Source organism: Chitinophaga sp. 30R24 (assembly GCF_049056765.1).
Classification (GTDB): Bacteria; Bacteroidota; Bacteroidia; order Chitinophagales; family Chitinophagaceae; genus Chitinophaga.
Genome location: NZ_JBJGXX010000001.1, coordinates 1422855 through 1438691, shown reverse-complemented (window position 1 = coordinate 1438691; position 15837 = coordinate 1422855). Strand labels below are relative to the sequence as shown.

At 45.1% G+C, this 15837-nt stretch carries 14 protein-coding genes; 10 read left to right on the top strand and 4 right to left on the bottom strand.

Annotation, left to right across the window (positions count from 1 at the left end; translation table 11 throughout):
- Window positions 1–77: 77 nt before the first annotated feature.
- From ACDQ55_RS06095 to ACDQ55_RS06085, 3 genes are all read right to left on the bottom strand, one after another.
- Complete coding sequence (locus tag ACDQ55_RS06095; protein ID WP_420980339.1) at window positions 78–839, bottom strand: MBL fold metallo-hydrolase; 762 nt, start codon at window positions 837–839, stop codon at window positions 78–80.
- A 24-nt stretch (window positions 840–863) separates the two neighbouring features.
- On the bottom strand, window positions 864–1181 hold the full coding sequence (locus ACDQ55_RS06090) for a hypothetical protein (RefSeq protein WP_420980338.1): 318 nt from the start codon (window positions 1179–1181) through the stop codon (window positions 864–866).
- A 65-nt stretch (window positions 1182–1246) separates the two neighbouring features.
- The gene (locus ACDQ55_RS06085) at window positions 1247–2800 is read right to left on the bottom strand and encodes a response regulator (protein WP_420980337.1); all 1554 of its coding nucleotides are present in this window, start codon (window positions 2798–2800) and stop codon (window positions 1247–1249) included.
- A 349-nt stretch (window positions 2801–3149) separates the two neighbouring features.
- Here ACDQ55_RS06085 and ACDQ55_RS06080 point away from each other — a divergent pair, with 349 nt between their 5' ends.
- From ACDQ55_RS06080 to ACDQ55_RS06035, 10 genes are all read left to right on the top strand, one after another.
- The gene (locus tag ACDQ55_RS06080; RefSeq protein WP_420980335.1) at window positions 3150–4394 is read left to right on the top strand and encodes an HD domain-containing protein; all 1245 of its coding nucleotides are present in this window, start codon (window positions 3150–3152) and stop codon (window positions 4392–4394) included.
- Window positions 4395–4462: 68 nt separating this feature from the next.
- The gene (gene lpxD, locus ACDQ55_RS06075) at window positions 4463–5512 is read left to right on the top strand and encodes a UDP-3-O-(3-hydroxymyristoyl)glucosamine N-acyltransferase (protein ID WP_420980334.1); all 1050 of its coding nucleotides are present in this window, start codon (window positions 4463–4465) and stop codon (window positions 5510–5512) included.
- A gap of 39 nt (window positions 5513–5551) precedes the next feature.
- A complete protein-coding gene (locus tag ACDQ55_RS06070; protein WP_420980333.1) occupies window positions 5552–6967 on the top strand; it encodes a bifunctional UDP-3-O-[3-hydroxymyristoyl] N-acetylglucosamine deacetylase/3-hydroxyacyl-ACP dehydratase in 1416 nt (471 codons plus the stop codon).
- Between the two features lie 5 nt (window positions 6968–6972).
- On the top strand, window positions 6973–7773 hold the full coding sequence (gene lpxA / locus ACDQ55_RS06065) for an acyl-ACP--UDP-N-acetylglucosamine O-acyltransferase (protein WP_420980332.1): 801 nt from the start codon (window positions 6973–6975) through the stop codon (window positions 7771–7773).
- On the top strand, window positions 7757–8374 hold the full coding sequence (locus ACDQ55_RS06060; RefSeq protein ID WP_420980331.1) for an ABC transporter ATP-binding protein: 618 nt from the start codon (window positions 7757–7759) through the stop codon (window positions 8372–8374). The genes lpxA and ACDQ55_RS06060 overlap by 17 nt, the downstream gene beginning before the upstream one ends.
- Before the next feature lie 64 nt (window positions 8375–8438).
- On the top strand, window positions 8439–9725 hold the full coding sequence (locus tag ACDQ55_RS06055) for an MFS transporter (RefSeq protein WP_420980330.1): 1287 nt from the start codon (window positions 8439–8441) through the stop codon (window positions 9723–9725).
- Between the two features lie 33 nt (window positions 9726–9758).
- Window positions 9759–10598 carry an MBL fold metallo-hydrolase gene (locus ACDQ55_RS06050; protein ID WP_420980329.1) on the top strand — a complete coding sequence of 280 codons (840 nt, stop codon included), beginning with the start codon at window positions 9759–9761 and terminating at the stop codon, window positions 10596–10598.
- A 58-nt stretch (window positions 10599–10656) separates the two neighbouring features.
- Window positions 10657–11037 (top strand): co-chaperone GroES, encoded by a 381-nt coding sequence (locus ACDQ55_RS06045; protein WP_420980327.1) that lies wholly within the window; start codon window positions 10657–10659, stop codon window positions 11035–11037.
- Window positions 11038–11175: 138 nt separating this feature from the next.
- A complete protein-coding gene (locus ACDQ55_RS06040; RefSeq protein WP_420980326.1) occupies window positions 11176–12717 on the top strand; it encodes a helicase HerA-like domain-containing protein in 1542 nt (513 codons plus the stop codon).
- A 95-nt stretch (window positions 12718–12812) separates the two neighbouring features.
- Window positions 12813–13859 (top strand): Gfo/Idh/MocA family oxidoreductase, encoded by a 1047-nt coding sequence (locus ACDQ55_RS06035; protein WP_420980325.1) that lies wholly within the window; start codon window positions 12813–12815, stop codon window positions 13857–13859.
- 50 nt (window positions 13860–13909) lie between these two features.
- Here ACDQ55_RS06035 and ACDQ55_RS06030 read toward each other — a convergent pair whose 3' ends face one another.
- Window positions 13910–15820: a RecQ family ATP-dependent DNA helicase gene (locus ACDQ55_RS06030; protein WP_420980323.1), complete on the bottom strand. Its 1911-nt coding sequence runs from the start codon at window positions 15818–15820 to the stop codon at window positions 13910–13912.
- Window positions 15821–15837 lie beyond the last annotated feature (17 nt).

Genomic DNA, 15837 nt, shown 5'->3' with positions numbered 1-15837 from the left:
AGGAAGCTACAAGATAAAATGGGGAAAACAGTTAATAGAAATTAAATAAAGAAAAAATTCCCGGGGTAACTACCCACTTATATTTCCAGGCTCAGTCCATCATAGGCCAGGGCTGTACCTTCCGGCAACTCTCCCGACACCGTTTCATGTAAGCCTAACTGGTGACTGATATGCGTAAAATATACCTGTGGCACTTCCAGCTCTTTGCCCAGGGCAATGGCTTCCTCCAGTGTAAAATGAGAGATATGCTTCTCTTTTCTCAAAGCATTCAATACCAACACCTTAGATCCTCTAATCTTTGCTTTTTCTTCCGGGGCAATATAATTAGCATCGGTGATATAAGTAAAATCGTGGACCCTGAAACCGATCACCGGCATCTTGTGGTGCATTACATGGATAGGCGTAACGGTAAGCCCGTTTACCTGGAAAGGATCGTCTGCAATGGTTTTCAGGTTTATTTCCGGGATACCGGGATATTTATAATCAGCAAAGGCATAAGCAAACTCGCGCCGGATCACACTTTGGGAAAATTCGGTGGCGTATATATTGATAGCGCTTTGCTGGAAATAATTAAAGGCACGGATATCATCCATGCCCGCAATATGATCTTTGTGGGAATGTGTAATCAACACCGCTTCCAGATGGCCTACCTTTTCGCGTAGCATCTGGTAACGGAAGTCGGGGGTAGTATCCACTACTATATTACCCGCCGGCGAGCTGATCATGATACTGCTTCTTAAACGTTTGTCTTTTTTATCAGCGGAGGTACACACCTCACAACCGCAGGCAATTACCGGTACTCCCTGTGAGGTGCCTGTGCCTAAAAATGTAACTTTCATCCCAACGTCATTTGTCTGTTTAACCTATTCTGTTGCCACGCTGCTACCTGTTGCTTCCTCTCCTGCTTCCGGGATAGGCTTACTGGACTGTATTTGTTTGAACAATTTATGAGATTCTGCCGTCAGGATTTCTTCATCCAGTGGCAGTGTGGCCAAAATATCGATCAATGTATTGATACGTCCTTCCAGGTTCAGGAATTTATTGATCACGACCACTTTCTTGTGCTCCAGAACGCAATAACCGGAATTGAAGCTGCCTTTTTCGAAGCGCAGCACATACTTGGCCTCTTCGAAGATTTTTTCCAGCTTGGTCAGGTTGTTAGGTGTGATTTTAATATTCATGTTGCAAAAGTAACAATTCACTGATAGCTTTTAGCTTCCGGCAGCTCACTGCCGGAAGCTAAAAGCTACTTCGTTACCATTCTTGCAAATGGTACGATCATTTCTTCTAGGGAAATACCTCCGTGCTGAAAAGTATTTTTATAATAATTTACAAAATAGTTGTAGTTATTCGGATAGCAGAGGTATCCATCTCCTTTGGCAAAAATATAGGAGGAATTCACATTAGGCTTAGGCAGTCCTGCATCACGGGGGTCGCGGAAAGCCAGCACCTCTTTAGGGTCGTAGTTCAGGTTACGGCCATGCTTGTAGCGCAGATTGGTAGTAGTTTGTTTATCGCCGATCACTTTTACTGGCGTTTTTACCCTTACGCTACCATGGTCTGTAGCTACCAACAAGTTGATCTTTTTATCGCTGATCCGTTTGAGCGCCTGGTAGAGGGGACTATGCTCAAACCAACTGGCGGTAATAGAACGATAAGAAGCCTCGTCGCCTGCCAATTCCTTCAATACCTCCATTTCTGTGCGGGCATGGCTCAACATATCCACAAAGTTATATACGATCACGCTGAGGGGATAATCCAGGATATTATGGATATTGTTAAGCATGGTTTGGGCATCGGAATGATTGGTCACTTTCGTATAAGAGAAGCGGGTATCCATTCTCAATTGTTTAAGCTGGGCGGCAAAAAAATGCTCTTCGTACATATTTTTCCCTCCTTCTTCGTCGTCGTTCTTCCATTCCTGTGGAAAGCGGTGTTCTATATCTATAGGCAGCATTCCGGCAAATATGGCATTACGGCTATATTGGGTGCTGGTAGGCAATATGCTGTAAAAAGATTCTTCTTCCTGGAGACGGAACGATTCCTGGAAAATAGGCAAGATAGCCTTCCACTGGTCGTACCGCAGGTTGTCTATTAACAGGAATACATTTGGCACATTTGGATCCAGATTGGGTACTACTTTTTCGCGGAACAGGGTATGCGACATCACCGGTGCTTCTTTAGCCTTTGGGTGCAGCCAATCGCTGTAATTGCGGCTAATGAATTTGGAGAATTCATTGTTAGCTTCCGTTTTCTGGGCGTTGAACACCTCCATCATTTCGGGGCTATTCGCCTTAGCCATCTCCATTTCCCAGTAAACCAGCTTTTTATAGATGTCCATCCATTCGTTATAGTCCGGATTGGAGCTAAGCGCCATAAAAAGGCTACGGAACTCCTGCTGGTAAGCGATGGTGGTTTTTTCTGCCACCAGCCGTTTATTATCAATTATTTTTTTGAGGGACAATAATACCTGATTGGGATTCACCGGCTTAATGAGATAATCGGTGATCTGGGAGCCGATAGCGTCGTCCATTACGTTTTCCGCTTCATTTTTGGTGATCATCACGATAGGGATCTGCTGGTCGATCTCCTTGATTTTGCTGACGGTTTCCAATCCGGTAATGCCAGGCATAGATTCATCCAACAGCACTACGTCTACCACTTGCTCCCGCAAGAACTCAAGGGCATCGTACCCGTTGGTGAGGGCGGATACCTTATAACCTTTGCTTTCCAAAAAAATGATCTGCGACTTTAGAGAATCTATTTCATCATCTACCCATAGTATATTTATCTGGCTCATAGTAATATTTAAGGTTCCGGAAAAAAAGGAAATTACCGCATTTTTTTGTCAAATATCATTCCCCAGTATCATTCCCCAGTAATTATATGTTAAAAACACTTTGTTCCAATAAAAATGATCGCTATAAAAAGCTGGAGGGCACATAAAGTTATTTACCTTCGCGTATCATAACATTTAATTACCTGTAACCTACATTATTGTTTTTACTGTTATAGGGGTTTCGTGGACGAGAAACGTCATTATAAGTAAAAGAATTATATATAATTATTTCATGGTGTAGCTTTGCAGACTGGCACCAGGGATTTCAGACGCGGCGGATACCCGGTTTGAAATCGTACAATTAAATGCAATGACCGAACGCAAGCGAAAAATTGTTAATGATCCGGTGTATGGCTTTATTACCATAGATCACCCGTTGATTCTTAACCTCATATCACATCCGTACTACCAACGGCTCCGTCGGATACACCAGATGGCCCTGGCCCACCTCGTGTATCCAGGTGCTATGCACACCCGCTTTCATCATAGCATGGGAGCTTACCACTTGATAAGCATGGCCTTACAGGAATTACGCAGCAAAGGCACCAACATTACCCACGAAGAAGAAGTGGCCGCTAAAATGGCCATTTTGCTGCACGACGTAGGTCATGGCCCCTATTCCCATGCCTTAGAAAATGGTATCATAGAAGGCGTGTCTCATGAAGAGATTTCCCAATGGCTGATGGAAGCCCTTAATAAGGAATGGAATGGCGCGCTGACACTCACTCTCGACATTTTTAATAACCGTTATCATAAAAAATTCCTGCATCAACTGGTATCAAGCCAGTTGGATGTAGACCGGATGGATTACCTGAACCGGGATAGTTTTTATACCGGGGTAGCAGAGGGTACGATAGGGTACGACCGTATTATAAAGATGCTGATCGTGCATAATGGGGAATTAATGGTAGAAGAGAAAGGCATTTATTCTATAGAGAAATTTATCATAGCCCGAAGGCTGATGTACTGGCAGGTATACCTGCATAAAACCGTGCTGAGTGCGGAAAATATGCTGGTAAAGATCCTTGCCAGGGCGAAAATGCTGGCGCAACAGGGAAAAAAGCTATTTTGTTCCCCTGCATTGGAGTACTTCCTGTACAACACCATCACCAGGAACAACTTCGAATGCGGACCGGATTGCCTGGCGTTATTTTGCCAGTTAGACGACTATGATATTATGGGCGCAATTAAAGTTTGGACTACACACGAAGACAAAGTATTGTCGTTGTTGTGTAAATGGCTAATAGACAGGAACTTATTTAAAGTGGTATTAAGTAACCAACCTTTCGATGGCAGTGCTGAGCAAATATTTAAGGAACAGGTACGTCAACATTGGGACATTGAAGATAAAGATCTTGACTTTTTTGTTTTTTCCGGAACAGCTACCCTGAGAGCTTATAACGTAAACGACGAGAAGATTAATATCCTGTTTAAAGATGGAACTGTAAAGGACATTTCCTCTATCGACAATGCACTGATTAGTCACACGCTGGCGATACCGGTAAAAAAATTCTACATTTGTCATCCAAAAATTCAGGCTAACAACGTTTTATAAGGAATAAAATGTTACAAAATAATTTCATACTATCCGGTGTGGCCTGGAAAACATTACAATTTTAAACTATGCAGTTTAGCGCATTACAATTAGCTACCATGTTAGATGGTAAGCTGGAGGGAAATCCGGACGTAAAGGTGAGCAACATCGCCAAGATTGAAGAAGCTGGCATAGGAATGCTCAGTTTTATAGCCAATCCTAAATATGAAGAATTCATATATACCACTAATGCTTCCATTCTTATCGTAAATGAAAGCTTGGTAATAGAACGTCCAATTAAATCGACCCTCATCCGGGTAAAAGATGCGTACAGCAGCTTTGCCCAGTTGCTGGAACAATACCGGTATCTGACCGCTAATAAATCGGGTATTCAGCAACCTTCTTATATTCCCCAATCGGTAAAAATGGGCGAAAATGTATTTGTGGGTGCGTTTGCCTACCTGGGGGAAAACGTAGTGCTGGGCAACAACGTAAAAATATATCCAGGCGTTTATTTGGGTGATAATGTGATCGTTAATAACGACTCCATCCTGTATCCAGGCGTAAAAGTATACGACAACTGTATAGTAGGTTGCCGGGTGATGTTGCACGCCGGTTGCGTGATTGGCGGAGATGGTTTTGGCTTTGCCCCTCAGCCGGATGGTTCTTATAAAAAGGTGCCTCAGATCGGTAATGTAGTGATTCAGGATGATGTGGAAATTGGCGCTAATACTACTATCGACCGGGCTACCATGGGTAGCACCGTGATCCGTAAAGGGGTAAAACTGGATAACCTGATCCAGGTAGCCCACAACGTAGACATAGGCACTAATACGGTAATTGCTGCTCAGACCGGTGTTTCCGGCAGTACCAAAATTGGCCAGAACTGCGTTATCGGTGGCCAGGTGGGAATGGTAGGTCATATCCATATAGCAGACGGAACCAAAATAAATGCACAAAGCGGTTTATCTAAGTCAGTTTCCCTTCCAAATACTTCACTAACCGGTACTCCAGCGTATGATTATAAAAGTTCGCTGAAAAGTCAAGCAATTTTTAGAAATTTGCCGGACCTTGAAAAGCGCGTTAAGGAATTAGAGGAGATGGTAAAACAACTACTCCAGGAGCGAGCGGGTGTATAAATTAATTACTGGTCAAATAGTTACATATAGTAAGTTATTATGGAAAATCAACAGTTGCAATACCAACATACCCTGAAGGGAGAAATTACCTTATCAGGTATTGGCTTGCATACAGGCGCCTATGTCAATATGACCCTGAAACCGGCATCGCCGGGTTATGGGATTAAATTTCAACGTGTAGATCTGCCGGGACAGCCCATTGTAAAAGCAGACGTGGACTATGTAGTGGAAACAACCCGCAGTACTACACTGGAGCATAATGGCGCCAGGGTGAGTACCGTAGAACATATTATGGCCGCACTGGCAGGAACTGGTGTAGATAATGTATTGGTAGAACTGGATGGCGGAGAAATTCCCATCATGGATGGTAGCGCCTATGCCTTTATTGAGGCCATAGATAAAGTAGGCCTGCAAAACCAGGATGCCAAAAAGGTATATTATACTATTGATACCAACATCACCTATTACGATGAAAAGAAAAAGGTGGAAATGGTAGCCATGCCAGCAGTAGATTACCGCATTACCTGCCTGATCGACTTCAATTCCCCTGTATTGGGTACCCAGCATGCTAAAATGAAAGGCATCGAAGAGTTTAAAACAGAAATTGCGCCTTGCCGTACTTTTTGCTTTTTACATGAGCTGGAATACCAGTTATCCCTCAACCTGATCAAAGGAGGCGATATCAATAACGCCATCGTAGTGGTAGACAAACCGGTTACCGAAGAGGAACTGGCACGTTTGGCCAAAGTATTTAACCGGGAGCAGATTTCTGTACAGAAAGAAGGCATCCTGAACAATATAGAATTACGCTTCCCCAACGAGCCCGCCCGCCACAAGCTGCTGGACGTAGTTGGCGACCTTGCCCTGATCGGTTATCCTATCAATGCGCATATCATCGCTAACCGCCCAGGACATTCCACCAACGTGGAGTTTGCACGTAAGATCAAGGCGTACATCAAAAAGAACAAACATAACAAAGATATACCTGTATACGATCCCAATCAACCACCTATCTTTGATACACCACGTATTGAAAGAACCTTGCCGCATCGTTATCCCATGCTGCTGGTAGATAAGATCATCGAACTAGGAGAAGAACAAGTAGTAGGTATTAAGAACGTTACCTTCAACGAACATTTCTTCCAAGGCCACTTCCCCGGCAATCCGGTAATGCCAGGCGTATTACAACTGGAAGCGCTGGCACAAGTAGGCGGTATCCTGGCATTGAACCGTGTACCAGACCCTGAAAACTACGATACTTATTTCCTGAAAATAGACAACTGTAAATTTAAACAGAAGGTAGTTCCGGGCGATACCATGATCCTGAAAATGGAATTGCTCAGTCCTATCAGAAGGGGTCTTGTGGAAATGCGGGGAACAGTATTTATCGGTAACAAGGTAGCTACTGAAGCAGACATGATAGCACAAATTATAAAAACACGAGAAGGCAAATAATAGCAATGATTCACCCGCTGACATACATACATCCGGACGCCAAAGTAGCGCCCAATGTAAAAATTGATCCATTTACCGTTATACATAAAAACGTAGAAATCGGTGATGGCACCTGGATAGGATCCAACGTAACCATTATGGAAGGAGCCCGCATCGGCAAAAACTGCCGTATTTTCCCAGGCGCTGTTATTTCTGCCATCCCTCAGGATTTAAAATTTGCGGGTGAAGAAACAACCGTAGAAATAGGTAACAATACCACTATCCGTGAATTTGTAACTATTAACCGCGGTACCAAAGACAAATGGAAAACCGTTATCGGCAATAACTGCCTGATCATGGCCTATAGCCACATCGCACACGACTGCGAAGTAGGTAACTATTGCGTATTTTCCAATAACACCACCCTGGCAGGGCACATCACCGTTGGCGACCACGTGGTACTGGCAGGCATGGTAGCTGTACATCAATTCTGTAAAATAGGTGACCACGCGTTTGTAACCGGTGGTTCACTGGTACGTAAAGATGTGCCTCCTTATGTGAAAGCAGCCCGCGAACCCCTCTCCTATGTAGGCGTGAACTCCGTTGGACTAAAAAGAAGAGGCTTTTCACTGGAAAAAATCAATCATATACTCGACATCTACCGGGTCATCTTTGTAAAAGGATACAAGCTATCCAAAGCCATTAACATGATTGAAGCAGAATTCCCTGCTACCGATGAAAGAGATGAGATCCTGTCATTCATCCGTGAATCAGGTCGTGGTATTATGAGAGGCTATACTACCCGCGCTAATGACGATATCTCTTAACCAGACCGGTAAACGCTTTAACTACGACTGGATTTTCCGTCGGGTTACCCTCACTTTTTGTGAAGGACAACGTTATGCGATCTTGGGGCCCAATGGCTCGGGTAAATCCACTTTATTGCAGGTAATCAGCGGCGCCCTTCAACATAATGAGGGCACCGTTACCTATAGCACACCGGAAAAACCCATCGCCCCCGATGCGTTTTTCCGGTATTGCGCCATCGCCGCTCCCTATCTGGAAGTGATAGAAGAATTTACCCTGACAGAACAACTCCATTTCCACCAACAGTTTAAAAACCTGCTGCCTGGCATTACCCCCGCTAAAGCCATGGAACTGGTAGGATTGGAAAAAGCCGCCCATAAACAAATACGCAATTTCTCTTCCGGTATGAAACAACGCATCAAGCTGGCCCTCTCCATCTTATCGGATGTACCCGTACTATTACTCGACGAACCTTGCACCAACCTCGATGCCACCGGAATTGCCGTATACCAGGAACTTATTACCACCTACGGCGGCAACCGCCTGATCATCGTAAGCTCCAATGATGAACAGGAATACTTTATGTGCAAGGAGTTCATTCACATCACCGACTACAAATAATATAAAGCTTTTCAATTGGAATATTATCTTCGCTTACTGCTAACTATTAAAAGCTGTAAGCTATATGAAGACTGCCAGTAAAAAAGTAATTAATGGCTGGGCAATGTACGACTGGGCCAACTCTGTGTACAACCTAGTAATCACCACTACCTTTTTCCCTATCTATTTTTTAGCGGTTACTAACGAACATACTTCCTTTCTGGGAATGAAGTTTGTCAACTCCGCGCTTTACAACTACACCATGGCAGCAGCTTTTCTGCTAGTGGCCATTGTTTCTCCGATTCTCTCTTCTATTGCAGATACCAGAGGGAACAAGAAAAACTTCCTGCGCTTCTTTACTTTGCTCGGTTCCCTGTCTTGCTGCGCCCTTTATCTATTTGATAGCAACCATCTGACATTGGGCGTAGTCTGTTTTATGCTCGCAACCATAGGCTATTGCGGCGGTCTGGTATTTTATAACTCCTACCTGCCAGAAATTGCTGCCCCAGAAGACCGCGACAGCGTGAGCGCCAAAGGCTTTGGCATGGGCTATATCGGTAGCGTGCTCCTGCAACTGATTGGTTTTGGGCTAGTACTGGCCGCCAAACCATTGGGCATGGATGAAAGCCTGCCCATAAAAATCACCTTTCTTCTGGTAGGCATTTGGTGGCTGGGCTTTGCACAAGTTACCTTCGCCACCTTGCCCAACAGCATCACTACCGTATCCAAACATGCCAGCAACACCCTTACAGAAGGATTCAGTGAACTAAGAAAAGTATATGCCCAGGTAAAGCAATTACCCGTATTGAAAAGGTTTCTACGCGGATTTTTCTTTTACAGCATGGGGGTACAAACCGTGATGATGGCTGCCACTATTTTTGGCAGCAAAGTATTGCATCTGGAGGCCACCCTGCTCATCGTTACCGTAGTAATTATACAGATAGTAGCTATCGCAGGCGCCTGGCTGATGGCCAAACTCTCCGGCAAATACGGCAATCTTCGTGTATTGATCAGCGTTATCATCCTATGGATATTGATCTGTGTAGCCGGCTATAAAATGCAAACAGCTATGCACTTCTATCTACTGGCAGCTGCAGTAGGCCTAGTAATGGGCGGTATCCAATCGCTCAGCCGCTCTACCTACGCTAAACTAATGCCCGAAACACAAGACACTACTTCATTTTTCAGCTATTACGACGTTACAGAAAAACTGTCTATCGTGATCGGTATGTTTTCTTTTGCTTATATAGACGACCTTACAGAAGATATGCGCAACTCAGTATTAGCCCTGGTAGTATTCTTTGTAATTGGGCTGGTATGGGTGGTTTCCGCCTTGCTTAAACAAAAACAAACAGTACTTCAATTGGGTTAATTAGGTACCTTTTCCGACCAAAACTTTCTGATCATGACATTACATACCATAGATACAGGATTTTTCAAACTCGATGGCGGCGCTATGTTTGGCGTAGTACCCAAAACCATCTGGAATAAATTAAATCCGGCAGACGACAACAACCTTTGCTCCTGGGCCATGCGCTGTTTGCTCATAGAAGATGGTAAACGGCTCATCCTGGTAGATAACGGCATCGGAGATAAACAAGACGCTAAATTCTTTAGCCACTACTACCTTCATGGCGACGCTACCCTAGATAAATCGCTGGCGGCATTAGGGTTTCACCGAGACGACATTACCGATGTTTTTCTCACCCACCTGCATTTCGATCACTGCGGCGGTAGTATTACCCGGCAAGGCGACAAATTGGTACCGGCTTTTAAAAACGCGATTTACTGGAGCAACAAAGACCACTGGGAATGGGCTACCCATCCAAACGAACGTGAAAAAGCCTCATTCCTGAAAGAAAATATTCTGCCCATCCAGGAAAGTGGTCAGCTTAAATTTATAGACCACCAGGAAGGAACCCCCTTTGCGGACAATATCCATATCCGGTTTGCCAACGGACATACCGATGCCATGATGTTGCCCCAGATCAGCTACAAAGGCAAAACGATTGTATATATGGCAGATTTGCTGCCATCCATTGCACACATTCCGCTCCCTTATGTAATGGCTTATGATATGTTTCCTTTAACCACCTTGCAGGAAAAGAAAAGCTTTTTGCAGGAAGCATTAGAACAACAGTATATCCTTTATTTTGAACATGATCCGGTTAATGAATGCTGTATACTGGAACAAACAGAGAAAGGCATCCGGGCGAGCCAGCCCTTTGCTTTAAGCGGGCTGTAATGCACTGTCAGTCTGTCACAACCACAGGCTACTGCATTATATTTGATATGGAATGGGTATGGCTATACATATAACAACCGACAATAAATTGAAAAAACTGATCGTTGTGGGCGACCGGGTGCTAATAAAGCCCGCCACTCCCCATGAGCGCACCAGCAGCGGGTTATACCTGCCTCCAGGTGTACAGGAAAAAGAAAAGGTACAGCGTGGTTATGTTATCAAAACCGGACCTGGTTATGCGATACCTGTACCCGTAGATAATGACGAAGCCTGGAAACCGGAAGAAGAAAAAGTAAAATACGTTCCCTTACAGGTAAAAGAAGGTGATCTCGCCATTTTTCTGCTAAGTGGATCTACAGAAGTGGTTTACGCAGACGAAACGTATTATATCGTGCCTCAGGGCGCTATATTAATGTTAGAAAGAGAAGAAGACCTCTAAATTGTCATTAAATATTTATGGATAAAAAATCTGCTATGCTTCATAGCAGATTTTTTATTTGAGGTACCCCCAACCCCATTCCCTGCTATTCCCAAACAACCGCCCGCTTTTTGTTATCTTCATAGAAAATAATACGTCATGGCCAATCAGGATGCATTACTGAACTATGTCAAAAGCGGCTATACATTTCAGGGCGAGCATTTCAGGCTCGGCTGTGCTATGTTGAACGGTGAAATAGTAACCGGGGCAGATGTATATCTTCCACTGAAAACCCTCAACCGGCACGGTTTAATTGCCGGAGCCACCGGAACGGGTAAAACCAAAACCCTGCAGTTAATTGCAGAAGGCCTTAGCGATGCCAGTGTACCGGTATTGCTCCTCGATATTAAAGGCGATCTAAGCGGTATTGCTGCTGCCGGCACACTTAACCCCAATATCGTTGAACGTTATCAAAAAATAGGCGGCAACTGGACCCCATCTGCCTATCCCGCCGAATTACTCTCCCTAAGCCAGGAAAAAGGCGTGCGCTTACGGGCTACTGTTAGCGAGTTCGGCCCTATATTGCTCTCCAAAATACTGGAACTAAATGATATACAAGCCGGATTGGTATCCATGCTATTTAAATACTGCGATGATCAAAAACTGCCACTGCTGGATTTAAAAGACTTCAAAAAAGTGCTGCAATATGCCGGAGATGAAGGAAAAGCAGACCTGGAAAAAGACTATGGTAACATATCCACCACTTCCACCGGCACCATCTTACGCAAAGTAATAGAGCTGGAACAACAGGGAGCGGATCTCTTTTTTGGAGAAAAATCCTTTGAAGTAGATGACCTGATGCGTATCAGCGACGATGGCCGGGGCATGGTATCTGTTTTAAGGGTTGCCGACATCCAGGATCGCCCCAAACTCTTTTCCACCTTTATGCTTAGCCTGTTGGCCGAGTTATACGCTACTTTACCAGAGGAAGGCGATCTGGATAAGCCCAAGCTGGTAATGTTTATTGATGAAGCCCACCTGGTTTTTAATGAAGCCAGTGATGCCCTGCTTAAACAGATTGATACCATCATAAAATTGATCCGTTCCAAAGGGGTGGGTATTTTCTTCTGCACACAGAACCCTACAGATATACCACCGTCTGTACTGGGCCAATTGGGACTCAAAGTGCAGCATGCCTTGCGGGCATTTACGGCTAACGACCGGAAGATGATTAAGCAAACAGCAGAAAACTATCCTTTATCGGATTTTTATAAAACAGATGAATTGCTTACCCAGATAGGCATCGGAGAAGCCCTGATCACCTGCCTGGATGAAAAAGGCGTGCCTACACCACTGGCTGCCACTATGCTGGTATCGCCCAGATCGCGTATGGACGTGTTAACGCCAGCGGAAATAGATACTATTGTGGATAACTCCAAACTGGTAAAAAAATACAGCCAGGAAATCGACAATGAAAGCGCCTACGAAATCCTGACAGCCAAGCTGCAAGACGCTGCTGATAAAACAGCGGCACAAGCGCATTCCGGCAAACCCAAAGAAGAGAAAGGACTCCTTGAAGAAGTGCTTAATAGTCCTGCTGCCAAACAGGTAGGCCGTACAGCCGCTAATGTGATTACCCGCAGCCTGTTAGGCGCCCTTGGCCTGGGAGGCCGTAGCAGCAAAGGCAACAGCTGGTTTTAACGTCATACTATATACGAAGTATAATCAACAAGGAATTGTTTTAATTTCACAACGACAAATACATACAGTCGGCTTACATCTATATTTTTAAGCGCATGAGTAAAGTTATTAAAACGGGCGTATGCTCGTACGGAATGTCCGGACAGATATTCCACGCACCCTTCCTGCACGTAAATCCAGGTTTTGAATTTACCGCAGTGGTAGAAAGGAGTAAACACCTCGCACAGGAACGATATCCTAACGTAAAAGTATATACGAGTGCAGAAGATATGTTGGCTGATAAAGACCTGGAACTGGTGGTGATCAATACCCCTAACTACACCCACTACGACTACGCCAAAGCAGCCCTGTTGGCCGGGAAAAATGTGATCGTAGAAAAACCTTTCACCGTGCATGCCCCGGAAGGTGAAAAACTGGTTGCATTAGCAGCGGAAAAGGGATTGCTGCTCAGCGTGTATCACAACCGCCGGTACGACAGCGACTATAAAGTAGTTAAACAGGTATTGCAATCCGGTCAGCTGGGCGATATACTGGAGGCTGAAATCCACTACGACCGTTTCAAGGAAGAGCTGAGCTATAAAAAACATAAAGAAATAGGCGGCCCTGGCACCGGCGCCCTCTACGACCTGGGCTCTCATCTCATCGACCAGGCCATTATTCTCTTTGGCATGCCGGAAGCCATATGGGCAGACATACGCATCATCCGGAAAGATTCCATTGTAGATGATTATTTTGAGCTATTGCTCTATTATCCACATCTGCGTGCCCGTATCAAGTGCAGTTACCTGATCCGTGAAGCTTTACCGGCATACCAGTTGCATGGCCGCATTGGCTCTTTCATCAAAACTAAATCAGACATCCAGGAAGCACAGTTACAACGGGGCCTATTTCCCAATAGTCCCGAATGGGGTGCAGAAGCACCACACGAATGGGGCCTGCTGCACACAGCCATCGACGGAAAAGTAGTAAAACAGTATGTCCCCGGCAGCCCTGGCAACTACATGGATTACTACCAGGGCATCTACGAAGCGCTGGCAAATCAAGCGCCTAACCCGGTGCCTGCACAGGATGCCATTAAAGTGATCCGGATAATAGAAGCGGCTTTTGAAAGTAATAAAGAAGGGAAAAAAGTGAGTCTCTGATCATTTAACAGTTAGCTGCCTGTTCATGTTGTTGGGGCAGCTAATTTCCTTTAGCGGCTAACCGTTAACAGCCCGCCACCTGCATCACGATCAATCAGTCCTTCTTCATGCAGGAACTGTAACACTTGTAGCAGGTCGCTACGCCTGATATCTGGCAAATGCTGTTGTAACGCTTCGAAAGACAATGGCGCTGTTTTAAGCCGGGCAATAACGGTATCAGATATACGCTTAAAGCTACCCGCATCCATTGGCCGGGATTTTTGTTTCACGCATATATCGCACGCCCCACAAGGAACGCTGTCTTTTTCTCCGAAATAAACCACCAGTTGTTGCGTACGGCACACTTCCCGGTTACGGGTATACGCAAACATGGCTTCCAACCGGTTTACATATACCTTTTTACGGACCTCTACCCTGGCCATATTAATGCGTAAGTATCTGGCAGATACCCGTTCTTGTAAGAAGCATAGCTGTGGCTGATCCCGCCGGGGCTGGTAACGGATGATGCCATAATGGTGGAGCTGCTGCAATTGGGCCATAATTTCATCATCTTCCATTAACATTATCCTTCCCAGTTGCCTTTCATATACTGGCACCGCATTATCAACAATACCTTCATAAGTGCGCAATAATGTTCTCATTATCTCTTCCAGCGCAGGATAGGCACTGCCGAATTCATATAGGGATTCTTTACTGGTAATAAATTCTACCCGGGAAGGCAGGAATACGCTTTCACTCAACTGCAGCACCCCTTCTTGCTCCAACAGGCGGATAGCACTATAGGACAAGGTAAGGTTGAGTTGAAAAGTACGGGCAAAATCATTGATATCGAAATCGAAATACATGCCTTCTGCACTGCCTACAGGCACCTGTAAATAATTCACAATAGCCTGGTATATTTCCCGGATCTGCTCCAGGGTAGGAAATTGCAAGGCAACGCGTTCATGCATGTCTGTGAGTTCCTCTTCGTTATACAGCAGCACGGCATATGCCTTCTTTTCATCGCGGCCAGCGCGGCCGGCTTCCTGGTAGTAGGCCTCCAAACTATCCGGCACATCGTAATGCACCACTATCCGCACATCTGGCTTATCGATACCCATGCCAAAAGCATTGGTACACACCATAATGCGGGTTTCATTATTGATCCAGGCTTCCTGGCGGGCAGCCCGTTCGGCAGGTGGTAGCCCCGCATGGTAGTAACTGGCCGGAATACCCTGCAATTCCAGTAAGGAAGCTATCTCCTTAGTACGCTTCCGGTTGCGGCAATATACAATACCACAGCCTGGAACACGGTCCAGCAGGTGTTTTAATTTATCTACTTTGGTCGTTTCCTCCAACACACTGTAGGAGAGATTGGCCCTGGCGAAGCTTTTGGAAAACACCCGCGCTTCTTGCATGAGCAACTTGTCACAGATGTCTGTTTGCACCCGGGGAGTAGCAGAAGCTGTTAGGGCTAATACCGGCGCTTCAGGGAAAAAACTGCGTATATCCGCAATCTGCAGGTAAGCCGGACGGAAGTCGTATCCCCATTGTGAAATACAATGTGCTTCATCTACAGCGATAAGGTTTACCGGCAGTCCATCACAATAGGTCTGAAAAAGTTTGCTCTGTAATCTTTCCGGGGACACATATAAAAACTTACAACCTCCCCGCCGGGCAGCTTCCAGTACCCTTTCCACTTCCTGGAATGGCATACCGGAGTAAATAGCATAAGCAGTGATCCCTCTTTTCTTCAGGTTAGCCACCTGGTCTTTCATCAAAGCGATAAGCGGCGTTACCACCAAACATAAACCAGGCTTCATCATGGCCGGCACCTGGAAACAGATCGACTTTCCACCGCCAGTAGGCAACAATGCCAACGTATCCTGGCCAGCAAGAATGGCATTGATGATATCTTCCTGTAAAGGCCGGAATTGATGATATCCCCAGAATTGTTGTAATATAGCTACGGGCGCGGTCATGTGCAGCAAAGATAAGC

Coding starts and splice junctions, on each gene's coding strand:
- ACDQ55_RS06070 (WP_420980333.1), top strand. CDS start 5,552: ATGGAAAATCAACAGTTGCAATACCAACATACCCTGAAGGGAGAAATT.
- ACDQ55_RS06035 (WP_420980325.1), top strand. CDS start 12,813: ATGAGTAAAGTTATTAAAACGGGCGTATGCTCGTACGGAATGTCCGGA.
- ACDQ55_RS06095 (WP_420980339.1), bottom strand. CDS start 839: ATGAAAGTTACATTTTTAGGCACAGGCACCTCACAGGGAGTACCGGTA.
- ACDQ55_RS06050 (WP_420980329.1), top strand. CDS start 9,759: ATGACATTACATACCATAGATACAGGATTTTTCAAACTCGATGGCGGC.
- ACDQ55_RS06030 (WP_420980323.1), bottom strand. CDS start 15,820: ATGACCGCGCCCGTAGCTATATTACAACAATTCTGGGGATATCATCAA.
- lpxA (WP_420980332.1), top strand. CDS start 6,973: ATGATTCACCCGCTGACATACATACATCCGGACGCCAAAGTAGCGCCC.
- ACDQ55_RS06080 (WP_420980335.1), top strand. CDS start 3,150: ATGACCGAACGCAAGCGAAAAATTGTTAATGATCCGGTGTATGGCTTT.
- ACDQ55_RS06060 (WP_420980331.1), top strand. CDS start 7,757: ATGACGATATCTCTTAACCAGACCGGTAAACGCTTTAACTACGACTGG.
- ACDQ55_RS06055 (WP_420980330.1), top strand. CDS start 8,439: ATGAAGACTGCCAGTAAAAAAGTAATTAATGGCTGGGCAATGTACGAC.
- ACDQ55_RS06045 (WP_420980327.1), top strand. CDS start 10,657: ATGGCTATACATATAACAACCGACAATAAATTGAAAAAACTGATCGTT.
- ACDQ55_RS06085 (WP_420980337.1), bottom strand. CDS start 2,800: ATGAGCCAGATAAATATACTATGGGTAGATGATGAAATAGATTCTCTA.
- lpxD (WP_420980334.1), top strand. CDS start 4,463: ATGCAGTTTAGCGCATTACAATTAGCTACCATGTTAGATGGTAAGCTG.
- ACDQ55_RS06040 (WP_420980326.1), top strand. CDS start 11,176: ATGGCCAATCAGGATGCATTACTGAACTATGTCAAAAGCGGCTATACA.
- ACDQ55_RS06090 (WP_420980338.1), bottom strand. CDS start 1,181: ATGAATATTAAAATCACACCTAACAACCTGACCAAGCTGGAAAAAATC.